Origin of the sequence: Spirillospora sp. NPDC029432 (assembly GCF_040703975.1) — a bacterium.
GTDB lineage: Bacteria > Actinomycetota > Actinomycetes > Streptosporangiales > Streptosporangiaceae > Spirillospora.
Window position 1 is genome coordinate 66091 of record NZ_JBEZWH010000029.1, and the last position, 12746, is coordinate 78836.

Below are 12746 nucleotides of genomic sequence, written 5' to 3' on the forward strand. Positions count from 1 at the left end.
ACGCGTGGAAGTTTCGCGATCCGGTCCGCTCGGGCATGATCCCGGCAGTGAGGTAATGTCCTCATACCGCAGCAGGGCCAACGTCGTCCCGAGCCTGCACTGACCTAGAAGCAGTGACATGACGACGACGGGAGGGTTGATGGCTGCTGCCGCCCTCGGACCCGGCCTGCCCCCGAACCAGGGGCTGTACGACCGGGCCAACGAGCACGACGCCTGCGGGGTCGGCATGGTCGCCGATCTGCACGGCCGCAAGAGCCACGACATCGTTCAGAACGCCCTGACCGTCCTGAAGAACCTCGACCACCGCGGCGCCGTGGGCGCCGAGCCGGACGACGGCGACGGGGTCGGCATCCTCGTCCAGATCCCGGACGCGTTCTTCCGCGAGGTCTGCGGCTTCCCGCTTCCCGAGGCGGGCGCGTACGCCGCGGGCATCGCGTTCCTCCCGGTGGACGCCGAGGAGCGCGCGGCCGCGGTCGCGCACGTCGCGAAGCTGTGCGAGGAGGAGGGCCTGGCGGTCCTCGGGTGGCGCGAGCTGCCGTTCGACCCCGCCTTCGCGGGCCCGGCGGCGCGCCGGGCGATGCCGCACTTCGCGCAGCTGTTCATCGCCCCGGCGGAGGGCGGCCCGCACGCGGGCAGGACAGGCCTGGAGCTGGACCGCGCCGTGTTCTGCATGCGCGAGCGCGCCGAGCAGGACGTTCGGGTCTACTTCCCGAGCCTGTCCAGCCGGACGATCGTCTACAAGGGGATGCTGACGACCCCGCAGCTGGAGCCGTTCTTCCCCGACCTGTCGGACCGCCGGTTCGCCAGCGCGATCGCGCTGGTGCACTCGCGGTTCTCGACCAACACGTTCCCGGCATGGGAGCTGGCGCACCCGTACCGGTTCATCGCCCACAACGGCGAGATCAACACGGTCAAGGGGAACCGCAACTGGATGCGCGCCCGCGAGGCGCTGCTGAAGTCGGACCTGCTGCCCGGCGACCTGTCCCGGATCTACCCGGTGATCGACATCGAGGCCAGCGACACGGCGTCGTTCGACGAGTGCCTGGAGCTGCTGCACCTGGGCGGCCGGTCGCTGCCGCACGCGGTGCTGATGATGATCCCCGAGGCGTGGGAGAACCACACCGAGATGGACCCGGCGCGCCGGGCGTTCTACGAGTTCCACTCGACGCTGATGGAGGCCTGGGACGGGCCCGCGAGCGTCACGTTCACCGACGGCACCGTGGTCGGCGCGGTCCTGGACCGGAACGGGCTGCGTCCCGGCCGGTACTGGGTGACCGACGAGGGGTTCGTGGTGCTGGCCAGCGAGGCGGGCGTGCTGGACATCCTGTCCGCCAAGGTGGTGCGGAAGGGCCGGCTGCAGCCCGGCAAGATCTTCCTGGTGGACACCGCGGCCGGCCGGATCGTCGAGGACGACGAGGTCAAGGCCGAGCTGGCGGCGGCCCACCCGTACGGGGAGTGGCTGCACGAGGGCCTCGTCCGGTTCGAGGAGCTGCCGCACCGCGACCGCGAGATCCCGACGCACGAGACGCTGGTCAAGCGGCAGCAGACGTTCGGCTACACGCTCGAAGAGCAGCGGATCATCCTCACCCCGATGGCGCGGACGGGGGCGGAGCCGATCGGGTCGATGGGCACCGACACCCCGATCGCGGTGCTGTCGGAGCGGCCGCGCCTGCTGTTCGACTACTTCAAGCAGCAGTTCGCGCAGGTCACGAACCCGCCGCTGGACGCGATCCGCGAGGAGCTGGTCACCTCGCTGCAGTCCACGCTGGGGCCCGAGGGCAACCTGCTGGAGCCGGGTCCGGAGTCGTGCCGGCGGCTGGTGCTGCCGACGCCGATCCTGGACAACGACGAGCTCTCCAAGATCATCCACATCGACGACGAGGGCGACCTGCCGCACCTGCGGGCGCACGTCGTGCACGGCCTGTACGACGTCGCCGGCGGCGGCGAGGCGCTGGAGCACCGGCTGGAGGAGATCTGCGCCGAGGTGTCGGACGCGATCTCCGGCGGCGCGCGGATCATCGTGCTGTCGGACCGCGGCTCGGACGCCTCCCGCGCGGCGATCCCGGCGCTGCTGCTCACCGGCGCGGTGCACCACCACCTGATCCGGGAGAAGACCCGCACCCGGGTCGGCCTGGTGATCGAGACGGCCGAGGCCCGCGAGTGCCACCACATGGCGCTGCTCATCGGGTACGGCGCGTCCGCGATCAACCCGTACCTGGCGCAGGAGACCATCGAGGACCTGATCGCCACCGGCGCGATCGATGGCCTGGACGCGACCACCGCGGTACGCAACCTGATCAAGGCGTACGGCAAGGGCGTCCTGAAGGTGATGTCCAAGATGGGCGTCTCCACGGTCGCGTCGTACACCGGCGCGCAGATCTTCGAGGCGATCGGCCTGGGCGCCGAGGTCATCGACCGCTGCTTCACCGGGACGACGTCCCGGCTCGGCGGCGTCGGCTTCGGGGTGCTGGCCCGCGAGGTCGCCGAGCGGCACCGCCGCGCGTACCCGGCGAACGGGAACGAGGCGGCGCACCGCACGCTGGAGGTCGGCGGCGAGTACCAGTGGCGGCGCGAGGGCGAGCGGCACCTGTTCAACCCGGAGACGGTGTTCAAGCTCCAGCACGCCACCCGGACCCGCAGGTACGAGATCTTCAAGGAGTACACCTCGTCGGTGGACTCCCAGTCCGAGGCGTTGATGACGCTGCGCGGGCTGTTCGACCTCAAGGAGGGCGAGCGGCCGCCGGTGCCCATCGACGAGGTCGAGCCGGTATCGGAGATCGTCAAGCGGTTCTCCACCGGCGCGATGTCGTACGGCTCCATCTCGGCGGAGGCGCACGAGACCCTCGCGATCGCCATGAACCGGCTGGGCGGCAAGTCCAACACCGGTGAGGGCGGCGAGGACCCGCGGCGGTTCACCCCCGACGCGAACGGCGACCTGCGGCGCAGCGCGATCAAGCAGGTGGCGTCCGGCCGGTTCGGGGTGACCTCGGAGTACCTCACCAACGCCGACGACATCCAGATCAAGATGGCGCAGGGCGCCAAGCCCGGCGAGGGCGGGCAGCTGCCCGGCCACAAGGTGTACCCGTGGATCGCCAAGACCCGGCACTCCACGCCCGGGGTGGGCCTGATCTCGCCGCCGCCGCACCACGACATCTACTCGATCGAGGACCTGGCGCAGCTGATCCACGACCTGAAGAACTCCAACCCGGCGGCGCGCGTGCACGTCAAGCTGGTCGCGGAGGTCGGGGTCGGGACGGTCGCGGCGGGCGTGTCGAAGGCGCACGCCGACGTGGTGCTGATCTCCGGGCACGACGGCGGCACCGGCGCGTCGCCGCTGACGTCGCTCAAGCACGCCGGCACGCCGTGGGAGCTCGGCCTGGCCGAGACCCAGCAGACGCTGCTGCTGAACGGCCTGCGCGACCGCATCGTCGTGCAGACCGACGGGCAGATGAAGACCGGCCGGGACGTGGTCATCGCGGCGCTGCTGGGCGCCGAGGAGTACGGCTTCGCCACCGCGCCGCTGGTGGTGTCGGGCTGCATCATGATGCGGGTCTGCCACCTGGACACCTGCCCGGTGGGCGTGGCCACCCAGAACCCGGTGCTGCGGCAGCGGTTCAGCGGCAAGGCCGAGTTCGTGGTGAACTTCTTCGAGTTCATCGCCGAGGAGGTCCGCGAGTACCTGGCGGCGCTGGGCTTCCGGTCGCTGGACGAGGCGATCGGGCGGGTCGAGATGATCGACACCCGCCGCGCGGTGGACCACTGGAAGGCGAACGGCCTGGACCTGACGCCGATCCTGCACAAGCCCGAACTGCCCGAGGGCGCGGCGCTGCGCCGCACCGCCGAGCAGGACCATGGGCTGGAGAAGGCGCTGGACAACACGCTGATCCAGCTGGCCGAGGGCGCGATCGCGTTCGGCGACAAGGTCACCCTCGACCTGCCGATCCGCAACGTCAACCGCACGGTCGGCACGATGCTGGGCCACGAGCTGACCAAGAAGTGGGGCGGCGAGGGCCTGCCCGACGACACCATCGACGTCGCCTTCACCGGGTCGGCGGGCAACTCGTTCGGCGCGTTCCTGCCGCGCGGGATCACGCTGCGGCTGACCGGCGACGCCAACGACTACGTCGGCAAGGGCCTGTCCGGCGGGCGCCTGACGGTGCGGCCGCACCCGGACGCGGCGTTCGCGGCCGAGGAGCAGATCATCGGCGGCAACGTCATCCTGTACGGCGCCACCTCGGGCGAGCTGTACGCCCGCGGCATCGTGGGGGAGCGGTTCTGCGTCCGCAACTCCGGCGCCACCGCGGTGGTCGAGGGCGTGGGCGACCACGCCTGCGAGTACATGACCGGCGGCCGCGCGATCATCCTGGGCCGTACCGGGCGCAACCTCGCGGCCGGCATGTCCGGCGGCATCGCGTACGTGCTCGACCTGGTCGCCGAGCGGGTCAACCCGGGGATGGTCGACCTGGAGCCGCTCACCGGGGAGGACGCCGACTTCGTCCGCACGCAGGTGGAACGGCACCTGGCCGAGACCGGGTCCGAGGTCGCCGCGAAGCTGCTGGCGGACTGGGACGCCGCCGCGGCCCGCTTCACCAAGATCATGCCGCGGGACTACCGCCGCGTCCTGGAGGCCGCCGCCAAGGCGGAGGCCGAGGGCCGGGACGTCGACGAGGCCATCATGGCCGCCGCGCAGAGCTGAGAGAGGGGGACTCCGAGATATGGCAGACCCGAAGGGCTTCCTGACCGTACAGCGGGAACTCCCGAAGCGCCGCCCGGTCGACGTGCGGATCAAGAGCTGGTCGGAGGTCTACGAGAACTTCGGCGAGGGGAAGCTGGAGAAGCAGGCGAGCCGCTGCATGGACTGCGGCATCCCGTTCTGCCACCAGGGCTGCCCGCTGGGGAACCTCATCCCCGAGTGGAACGACCTGGTGTACCGCAAGGACTGGCAGGAGGCCATCGAGCGCCTCCACGCCACGAACAACTTCCCGGAGTTCACCGGCCGGCTGTGCCCGGCGCCGTGCGAGAGCGCGTGCGTGCTGGGCATCAACCAGGACCCGGTGACGATCAAGCGGGTCGAGGTCGAGATCATCGACCGCGCGTGGGCCGAGGGCTGGGTGGGCCCGAAGCCGCCGGCGGTCCGCACCGGCAGGAAGGTCGCGGTCGTCGGCTCCGGCCCCGCCGGGCTGGCCGCCGCGCAGCAGCTGACCCGCGCCGGGCACGACGTGCGGGTGTACGAGCGCGCCGACCGGATCGGCGGCCTGCTGCGGTACGGCATCCCCGAGTTCAAGATGGAGAAGCGCCACGTCGACCGGCGCGTCGCGCAGATGCGCGCCGAGGGCACCGACTTCAAGACCTCGGTGAACGTCGGCGCCGACGTCACCGGCGACGAGCTGCGCGAGAAGTACGACGCGGTCGTGCTGGCCGGCGGCGCCACCGTGTGGCGCGACCTGCCCGTGCCCGGCCGCGACCTCAAGGGCATCTACCAGGCGATGGAGTACCTGCCCCCGGCCAACCGGGTGCAGGAGGGCGACTTCGACGAGTCGCCGATCTCCGCCGCGGGCAAGCACGTGGTCGTGATCGGCGGCGGCGACACCGGCGCCGACTGCATCGGCACCGCGATCCGGCAGGGCGCGAAGTCGATCACCCAGCTGGAGATCATGCCGATGCCGCCCGCGGCCCGGCCCGACTCCCAGCCGTGGCCGACGTACCCGATGCTGTTCAAGATGGAGAGCGCCCACGAGGAGCTCGCCGAGCAGGGCGGCGACCGGCTGTACGCGGTGTCCACCACCGAGTTCGCCGGCGACGCCGACGGCAACGTCCGCGCGCTGCGGCTGGTGGAGGTCGGCGGCCCCGAGACCGGGTTCCAGCCGGTCGAGGGCACCGAGCGGGAGATCCCGGCCGAGCTCGTCACCCTCGCCATGGGCTTCCTCGGCCCGCAGAAGGAGGGGCTGCTGGAGCAGCTCGGCGTCGAGCTGGACGGGCGCGGCAACGTCGTCCGCGACGCCGACTACGCGACCTCCGTCGAGGGCGTCTTCGCGGCCGGCGACATGGGCCGCGGCCAGTCGCTGATCGTGTGGGCGATCGCCGAGGGCCGCGCCGCGGCGCACGGCGTGGACAAGTTCCTCGCCGGTGAGTCGGCGCTGCCGTACCCGATCCCCCCGACCGCCCGTCCGATAGCCTGACGACCTTGTGACCTGGCCGGACACCACCGGTCTCCGCCACGGCCAGGCCCGGATCCGACACCCCGCCGCGACCCCGCGCGCCCGCTCCAGGGCGCCGGGGCCGCGGCGGCTTTCTTGTGCGAGGAACAGCGTGCCGATCAGACGAGTCGACGTGACCACCTGGTACCTGGAGCAGCGGGCCCGCGCCGAGCTGCGCCCGGCCGGCCGGGCCCCGGAGGTCGCGGTGGACATCGCCCGCGCGGAGGTGCCCAGCCCCGAGCTGAACCGCTTCCTGTACACCGCGGTCGGGGGCGACTACTACTGGGTCGACCGGCTCGGCTGGACCTACGACCAGTGGATGAACTGGCTGGAGCGCCCCGGCGTCGAGACCTGGGTGGCCTACGTGCGCGGCACCCCGGCCGGCTACGTCGAGCTGGACCCGCAGGCCGGCGGCGAGGTGGAGATCGTCCACTTCGGGCTGCTCGGCGCGTTCCAGGGCCGGGGGATCGGCGGCCACCTGCTGGCCGCCGGCGCCGCCCGCGCCTGGGACCTGGCGGAGCGGTGGCCGGGCCGGGAGCCGACCGCCCGCGTCTGGGTGCACACCTGCTCCACGGACGGGCCCGCCGCGCTGGCCAACTACCAGGCGCGGGGCTTCCGGGTGTACGACACCAAGGTCGAGACCGAGACGGTCGAGCACACCCCGCCGGGACCCTGGCCGGGGGCCCGCTGACCGCGTTCACTACAGTGGGAAGTCGTTCAGTTCCGCACAGTGACTTCTCGGGGTGGACCATGGTCATCCGTGCCCGGATCCTCGTTCCGGCGGCCGTCGCGGCGGTGCTCTCCGCGGCCGTCGCGGGCGCGCTCGGCGCCGCGGCGGCCGGGCCGATCTCGCGGCCCGTGGCGCCCGCCCGCTGCGCGCTGTCCTGCCCGCCCGGCCAGCAGCCGGTGACCTGCGCGTTCGACAACGGCCGGACCGCCGCGTTCGCCGGCGCCTGCCTGGCGCGCGCGTACGCCTGCCGGCACGGCCTGGAGATCGTCGGCTGCGCGCCCGGCCAGGTCAGGGCCGCCTGAGGCCACGCCACGCCACGTCGCGGCCCCGGGCGGGCGCGGCCGCCAGGCCGGTCAGAGACGGGCCGCCAGCTCCCGCAGCACCTCCACCAGGGCCGCCACGTCGGAGGGCGTCGTGCGCCAGTTCAGGGCCGCGGGGCGGAACACCGTCATCCCCCGGTAGGTGGAGGTGCCCGCGTACACGCGCCCGTCGGCCAGCAGCGCCTCGCCGAGCCGCGCGTTCAGGCCGTTCAGCTCCTCCTCCGGAACGCCCGGTGGCCGGTACCGGAAGCACACGACGCACAGCCGCACCGGCGCCAGCAGCTCCAGATCGGGCGCCTCCTCCACCAGCCGCCCCAGATGCAGCGCCGCGTCCAGGTGCCGCTCGACCATCTCGCGGTACCCGTCCCGCCCGTACGCGCGCAGCGTCGCCCAGATCGGGAACGCCCGCGCCCGCCGCGACGACTCCGGGCCCAGCGAGTTGTAGTTGACCTCCTCGCCGCCGGCGTCCGGCAGGTAGGCGGCGCCCCACGACCCGAACGTGCGCGCCAGCGTCGATGGATCCTTGACGAACGAGAAACCGCTCTCGTACGGGACGTTCAGCCACTTGTGCCCGTCCGCCGTGACCGAATCGGCCCGCTCGACACCGCGCGCCAGCTGCGCCGTACGGGGCGAGACCGCCGCGAACATCCCGAACGCGCCGTCCACGTGCAGCCACGCCCCGTACCGCTCCGCCAGATCGGCCAGCTCCTCGATCGGGTCGGAGTCGCCGGTGTTGACCTCGCCCAGGTTCGCGACGATGACCGCCGGATCACCGCCCAGCGCCGCCAGCGCCTCCTCCATCGCGGCCAGATCGACCCGCCCCCGGTCGTCGCGCTCGAACGTGCGCAGCGTGTCCCGCCCACACCCGAGGATCTGCAGCGCCTTGCGCGTGCTGGCGTGCACCAGCCCGCTGCTGAACACCGGCATCCGCGGCAGCCCCGCCAGCCCGTGCGCCACCACGTCGGCGCCGTGCCGCCCCGCCCACCAGGCGCGGGCGCACGCCAGCCCCGTCACGTGCGCGAACGTCGCGCTGGGCGTCAGCACGCCGCCGTACGAGGCGGGCAGCCCGAACAGCTCCTTCAGCCACCGCAGCACGATCGTCTCCACCCGCGCCGCCAGCGGCGAGGTCAGCCACAGCCCCGCGGCCTGGTCCAGCAGCGAGGCCGTCCAGTCCCCGGCCATCGCCGCCGGGGTCGAGCCGCCCACCACGAAGTGGAAGAACCGCGGCCCGGAGGAATGCGTCGCCGCCGCCGTCCCCACCCGCAGCAGCCGCTCCACCGCCGCCGCCGCGCCCTCGCCCGCCGCCGGCAGCGGCCCGTCCAGCTCCGCGACCAGGGCGTCCCGCGACCGGTCGTGCACCGGCCGGTCCGCGAGGCCCTCCAGGTACGGCCCGGCCGCGCGGAACACCGGCTCCAGCGCCGCCGCGGCCCGGTCGCGCTCGTGCAGCGGATCGCTCATCCCGCCAGTCAACCAGGAAGGATCATGGTTCGTACATGGCCGTTTCCTCCAAGACCCCGGCCCCGCCCGGCCCGTACGGTCGGGGGATGAACACTCTCCAGGCCAAGGATCTGGACGCGGCCGAGGACTTCCTGCGGCTCAACGCCCGGCTGATCGACCGCCACCGCTTCGCCCTCCACTTCCGCGGCGGCCCCGCCGGCGCCGTCGTCGCCGCGCTGCGCCCCTACGAGAACCCCGACGGCGGGTACGGCCACGCCCTCGAACCCGACCTGCGCGGCGAGGCCAGCCAGCCCGTCCCCGCCCAGCATGCCCTGCAGTTCCTGCACGAGGCCGGCGCCGACACCGACCCCGCCGTCGCGCGGATCGGCGACTACCTGGCGTCCATCACCCGGCCCGGCGGGGGAGTGCCGTTCGTGCTGCCGACCGTACGCGACACCCCCCGCGCCCCCTGGTGGCAGACGCCCGACGACCCGCCCGGCAGCATCAACCCCACCGCCACCCTCGCCGGGCTACTCCACCAGATGGGCTCCCGCCACCCCTGGCTGGCGTCAGCCACCGAGTTCTCCTGGAACTACCTGGAGAACGGCGAGCACGAGGTCGGCCCCTACGACGCCCTGGCCGTGCTGTGCTTCCTCGACCACGTGCCCGACCGCGACCGCGCCGAGGCCGCGTTCGAGCGGGTCCGCGGGCCGCTGCGCGCCTCCCTCGACCCGGCCGCCCCCGACGCGCACCACTCGCCGCTCGACTACGCGCCCGCGCCCGGCGGCTTCGGCCACCGGCTCTTCGACCCCGCCGCCATCGACGCCGAACTCGACGCGCTCGTCGACGCCCGCCTCGACGACGGCGGCTGGACCGTCGACTTCCCCTTCTGGACCCCGATCACCGAGCCCGAATGGCGCGGGTTCGTCACCGTCGAACGGCTCCGCACGCTCCACGCGTACGGTCGGCTCGACCTCTCCTGAGCCCCCGGCCGTTCCAGGCCGCGTTCAGAGGAGCGTCCGGATCGGCGCGCCGGCCAGCCCGCGAACCTCGTTCGCCAGGTGCGCCTGATCGGCGTAGCCCGCCGCGTACGCCACCTCCGCCAGCGGCACGCCCGCCCGCGCCATCCGCAGCGCCCGCTGGAAACGCAGCACCCGCTGCAGCGTCTTGGGCCCGTACCCGAACGCCGCGTGCGCCCGCCGGCGCAGCTGCCGCTCGCTCACGCCCAGCGCGCCGGCCACCTCCCGTACCGGACGCGCCTCCAGGCCCGGCATCAGGCCCGACACGAGGCCCGACACCAGAGCCGGCACGAGCGGATCGGGCCGTTCCACCGAACGGGCGCGGACCGCCTCCACCAGCAGGGCGTGCGGATCCGGCGCCGCCGCCATCGCCTCGCCCAGGCGGCCCGCCGCGTCCCCCCACAGCTCCCGCAGGGGCGGCCGCGCGTCCCGTACCGCGTCGGCGGGCACGCCCAGCACCGGCGGCGCCGTGCCCGGGCGGAACCGCACCGCCACCAGCCGCTCGCCCGGCTCCAGCCGCGCCGGGGCGGGCCCCGTGTCCGGCCCCGCCACCGTGATCTCGGCGCTCCGGCTCCACCAGATCAGGTCCACGCAGCCGTCCGGCACCACCCGCTGCACGAACGGCCCGCCCGCGTCCCCGGGGTGCCGGTGGCTCCACAGGCAGGCCAGGCCCATCCCCGCCGGGGCCGGGGACTCCTGGTAGCGCGCCTCCTCCACATCTCCTGCATACCACCCGCTCTCGCGGGCAGTGCTCGGGAGGAACCGTCCTATCCCATGACGAGGAGGTCACATGGGCACCGAACTCCAGGGCAAGACCATCGCCTTCCTGGCCGCGCCCGAAGGCACCGAGCAGGTCGAGCTCACCGAACCCTGGAACGCCGTCCGGCAGGCCGGCGGCACGCCCCGGCTCGTCTCCACCCAGTCCGGCCGCATCCAGGGGTTCGACCACCTCGACAAGGCCGACCACTTCGACGTCGACACCACCGTCGAGGTCTCCGGCCCGGACGAGTTCGACGGGCTCGTGCTGCCCGGCGGCGTCGCCAACCCCGACTTCCTGCGGACCCAGCCCAAGGCGGTCGAGTTCGTCAAGGGCTTCTTCGACGCCGGCAAGCCCGTCGCGGCCATCTGCCACGCCCCGTGGACCATGATCGAGGCGGACGTCGTCCGCGGCCGCCGCGTCACCTCCTGGCCCAGCCTCCGGACCGACCTGCGCAACGCCGGCGCCGACTGGGTCGACGAGGAGGTCGTCACCTGCGAGGGTGGGCCCAACACGCTGGTGACCAGCCGCAAGCCGGACGACCTCAAGGCCTTCTGCCAGGCCGCCGTCCGCGTCTTCGCCGGGTGAGATTCACCACTGGTCTAGACCCTTGAGCTAGACCAGTCCGTGAATCTTCGGCGACCGTATCCTGCATGAATATCCCTACCGGCAGGTAACTAAGTAGCGTTGTCCATGTGACCCGTCGAGCGAAGATCGTCAGTACCATCGGCCCCGCCTGCTCCGCCGCCGAGCAGATCCACGCACTCGTCGAGGCCGGCGTCGACGTCGCCCGGCTCAACATGAGCCACGGCGACCACGCCGGCCACGAGGAGGTCTACCACCGGATCCGCGCGGCCTCCGCCGCCACCGGCCGCGGCGTCGGCATCCTGGCCGACCTGCAAGGGCCCAAGATCCGCATCGGGCGGTTCCCCGACGGCCCGGTACGGCTCACCCTCGGCGACGAGTTCACCATCACCACCGAGGACGTCCCCGGCACCCGCAAAGAGGTCTCCACCACCTACGAGGGCCTCCCCGGCGACGTCGGCCCCGGCGACACCGTCCTCATCGACGACGGCCGCGTCGCCCTCCGCGTCACCGACGTCGACGGCCCCCGCGTCCGCACCACCGTCGAGGTCGGCGGCATGGTCTCCGACAACAAGGGCCTCAACCTCCCCGGCGTCCCCGTCAGCGTCCCCGCCCTCACCGCCAAGGACGAGGAGGACCTCCGCTGGGCGCTCCGCCTCGGCGTCGACATGGTCGCCCTCTCCTTCGTCCGGACCCCCGCCGACGCCGACATCTGCTTCCAGATCATGGAGGAGGAGGGCATCCGCGTCCCCCTCATCGGCAAGATCGAGAAGCCGCAGGCCGTCGAGGAGCTCCCCGCCATCGTCGCCGCCTTCGACGGCATCATGGTCGCCCGCGGCGACCTCGGCGTCGAGCTCCCCCTCGAACAGGTCCCGATCGTCCAGAAGCGCGTCATCGAGCTCTGCCGCGAGAAGGCCCGCCCGGTCATCGTCGCCACCCAGATGCTCGAATCGATGATCTCCGCGCCGCGGCCCACCCGCGCCGAGACCTCCGACGTCGCCAACGCCGTCTTCGAGGGCGCCGACGCCGTCATGCTCTCCGGCGAGACCAGCGTCGGCCAGTACCCCATCGAATCCGTCCGCACGATGAGCCGGATCGTCTCCACCGCCGAGGAGGCCGCCCTCCACGCGACCCACACCCTCGACCGCATGCCCGAGACCGTCGGCGGCGCCATCGCCCGCGCCGCCGCCGAGGTCGGCGCCATCGTGGGGGCCGACGCCCTCGTCGCCTTCACCATGTCCGGCGAGACCGCCCGCCGCCTGTCCCGCTACCGCTCGCCCATCCCGCTGCTGGCGTTCACCTCCGTCCCCGCCGTGCGCGGCCGCCTCGCCCACGTCTGGGGCGTCGAGACCCACATCGTCCCCTTCGCCAACCACACCGACGAGATGTTCGGCCAGGTCGAGCAGGGCCTCCTCGAATCCGGCCGCTACAAGAAGGGCGACCTCGTCGTCATCGTCGCCGGCTCGCCCCCCGGCACCCCCGGCTCCACGAACGCCCTGCGCGTCCACCGCATCGGCGACGACATCGCCACGCCCGCCGGCGCCACCCCCTGACCCGCGAGGGGGCCCGGCACCCGGGCCCCCAGGGTCACCGCCCGATATCGATCCGGCGACGCTCCGGCCACCCCCGCGGTCAAGACACGAAAAAGCAGTAAAGACGATCTCGTAACACCCGGTCACAGGGCCTTTCCATCACACCCGT

Annotated in this window: 9 protein-coding genes; 7 read left to right on the forward strand and 2 right to left on the reverse strand. The window is 72.9% G+C overall.

All coding sequences use genetic code 11. The annotated features are described in order from the left end of the window. The first annotated feature begins 139 nt into the window (after positions 1-139). The 4 genes from gltB (at position 140) to AB0881_RS22925 (ending at position 7229) form a co-directional block, all read left to right on the forward strand. A complete protein-coding gene (gltB, locus tag AB0881_RS22910; RefSeq protein ID WP_366619636.1) occupies positions 140-4696 on the forward strand; it encodes a glutamate synthase large subunit in 4557 nt (1518 codons plus the stop codon). 19 nt (positions 4697-4715) lie between these two features. Beyond that, positions 4716-6179: a glutamate synthase subunit beta gene (locus AB0881_RS22915; protein ID WP_366619638.1), complete on the forward strand. Its 1464-nt coding sequence runs from the start codon at positions 4716-4718 to the stop codon at positions 6177-6179. Between the two features lie 130 nt (positions 6180-6309). Further along, on the forward strand, positions 6310-6888 hold the full coding sequence (locus AB0881_RS22920) for a GNAT family N-acetyltransferase (RefSeq protein ID WP_366619640.1): 579 nt from the start codon (positions 6310-6312) through the stop codon (positions 6886-6888). 59 nt (positions 6889-6947) lie between these two features. Then, positions 6948-7229 (forward strand): hypothetical protein, encoded by a 282-nt coding sequence (locus AB0881_RS22925; RefSeq protein WP_366619642.1) that lies wholly within the window; start codon positions 6948-6950, stop codon positions 7227-7229. A gap of 51 nt (positions 7230-7280) precedes the next feature. Here the strand turns inward: AB0881_RS22925 and AB0881_RS22930 are convergent, their stop codons facing one another. Beyond that, positions 7281-8705, reverse strand: coding sequence for an aminotransferase class I/II-fold pyridoxal phosphate-dependent enzyme (locus tag AB0881_RS22930; RefSeq protein WP_366619644.1), 1425 nt, complete (start codon positions 8703-8705; stop codon positions 7281-7283). Positions 8706-8791: 86 nt separating this feature from the next. Here AB0881_RS22930 and AB0881_RS22935 point away from each other — a divergent pair, with 86 nt between their 5' ends. Beyond that, positions 8792-9667 carry a hypothetical protein gene (locus AB0881_RS22935; protein ID WP_366619646.1) on the forward strand — a complete coding sequence of 292 codons (876 nt, stop codon included), beginning with the start codon at positions 8792-8794 and terminating at the stop codon, positions 9665-9667. Between the two features lie 24 nt (positions 9668-9691). On the opposite strand, the gene AB0881_RS22940 is transcribed toward AB0881_RS22935, so the two are convergent. Next, complete coding sequence (locus tag AB0881_RS22940; protein ID WP_366619648.1) at positions 9692-10420, reverse strand: helix-turn-helix transcriptional regulator; 729 nt, start codon at positions 10418-10420, stop codon at positions 9692-9694. 73 nt (positions 10421-10493) lie between these two features. Here AB0881_RS22940 and AB0881_RS22945 point away from each other — a divergent pair, with 73 nt between their 5' ends. Next, a complete protein-coding gene (locus AB0881_RS22945) occupies positions 10494-11048 on the forward strand; it encodes a type 1 glutamine amidotransferase domain-containing protein (RefSeq protein ID WP_366619650.1) in 555 nt (184 codons plus the stop codon). A gap of 107 nt (positions 11049-11155) precedes the next feature. Continuing rightward, positions 11156-12598 carry a pyruvate kinase gene (pyk, locus tag AB0881_RS22950; RefSeq protein WP_366619652.1) on the forward strand — a complete coding sequence of 481 codons (1443 nt, stop codon included), beginning with the start codon at positions 11156-11158 and terminating at the stop codon, positions 12596-12598. The last annotated feature ends 148 nt before the right edge of the window (positions 12599-12746 follow it).

Excerpts from the sequence above, each read along its gene's own strand:
- gltB (WP_366619636.1), top strand. The coding sequence starts at position 140 with ATGGCTGCTGCCGCCCTCGGACCCGGCCTGCCCCCGAACCAGGGGCTG.
- AB0881_RS22915 (WP_366619638.1), top strand. The coding sequence starts at position 4,716 with ATGGCAGACCCGAAGGGCTTCCTGACCGTACAGCGGGAACTCCCGAAG.
- AB0881_RS22925 (WP_366619642.1), top strand. The coding sequence starts at position 6,948 with ATGGTCATCCGTGCCCGGATCCTCGTTCCGGCGGCCGTCGCGGCGGTG.
- AB0881_RS22930 (WP_366619644.1), bottom strand. The coding sequence starts at position 8,705 with ATGAGCGATCCGCTGCACGAGCGCGACCGGGCCGCGGCGGCGCTGGAG.
- AB0881_RS22935 (WP_366619646.1), top strand. The coding sequence starts at position 8,792 with ATGAACACTCTCCAGGCCAAGGATCTGGACGCGGCCGAGGACTTCCTG.
- AB0881_RS22945 (WP_366619650.1), top strand. The coding sequence starts at position 10,494 with ATGGGCACCGAACTCCAGGGCAAGACCATCGCCTTCCTGGCCGCGCCC.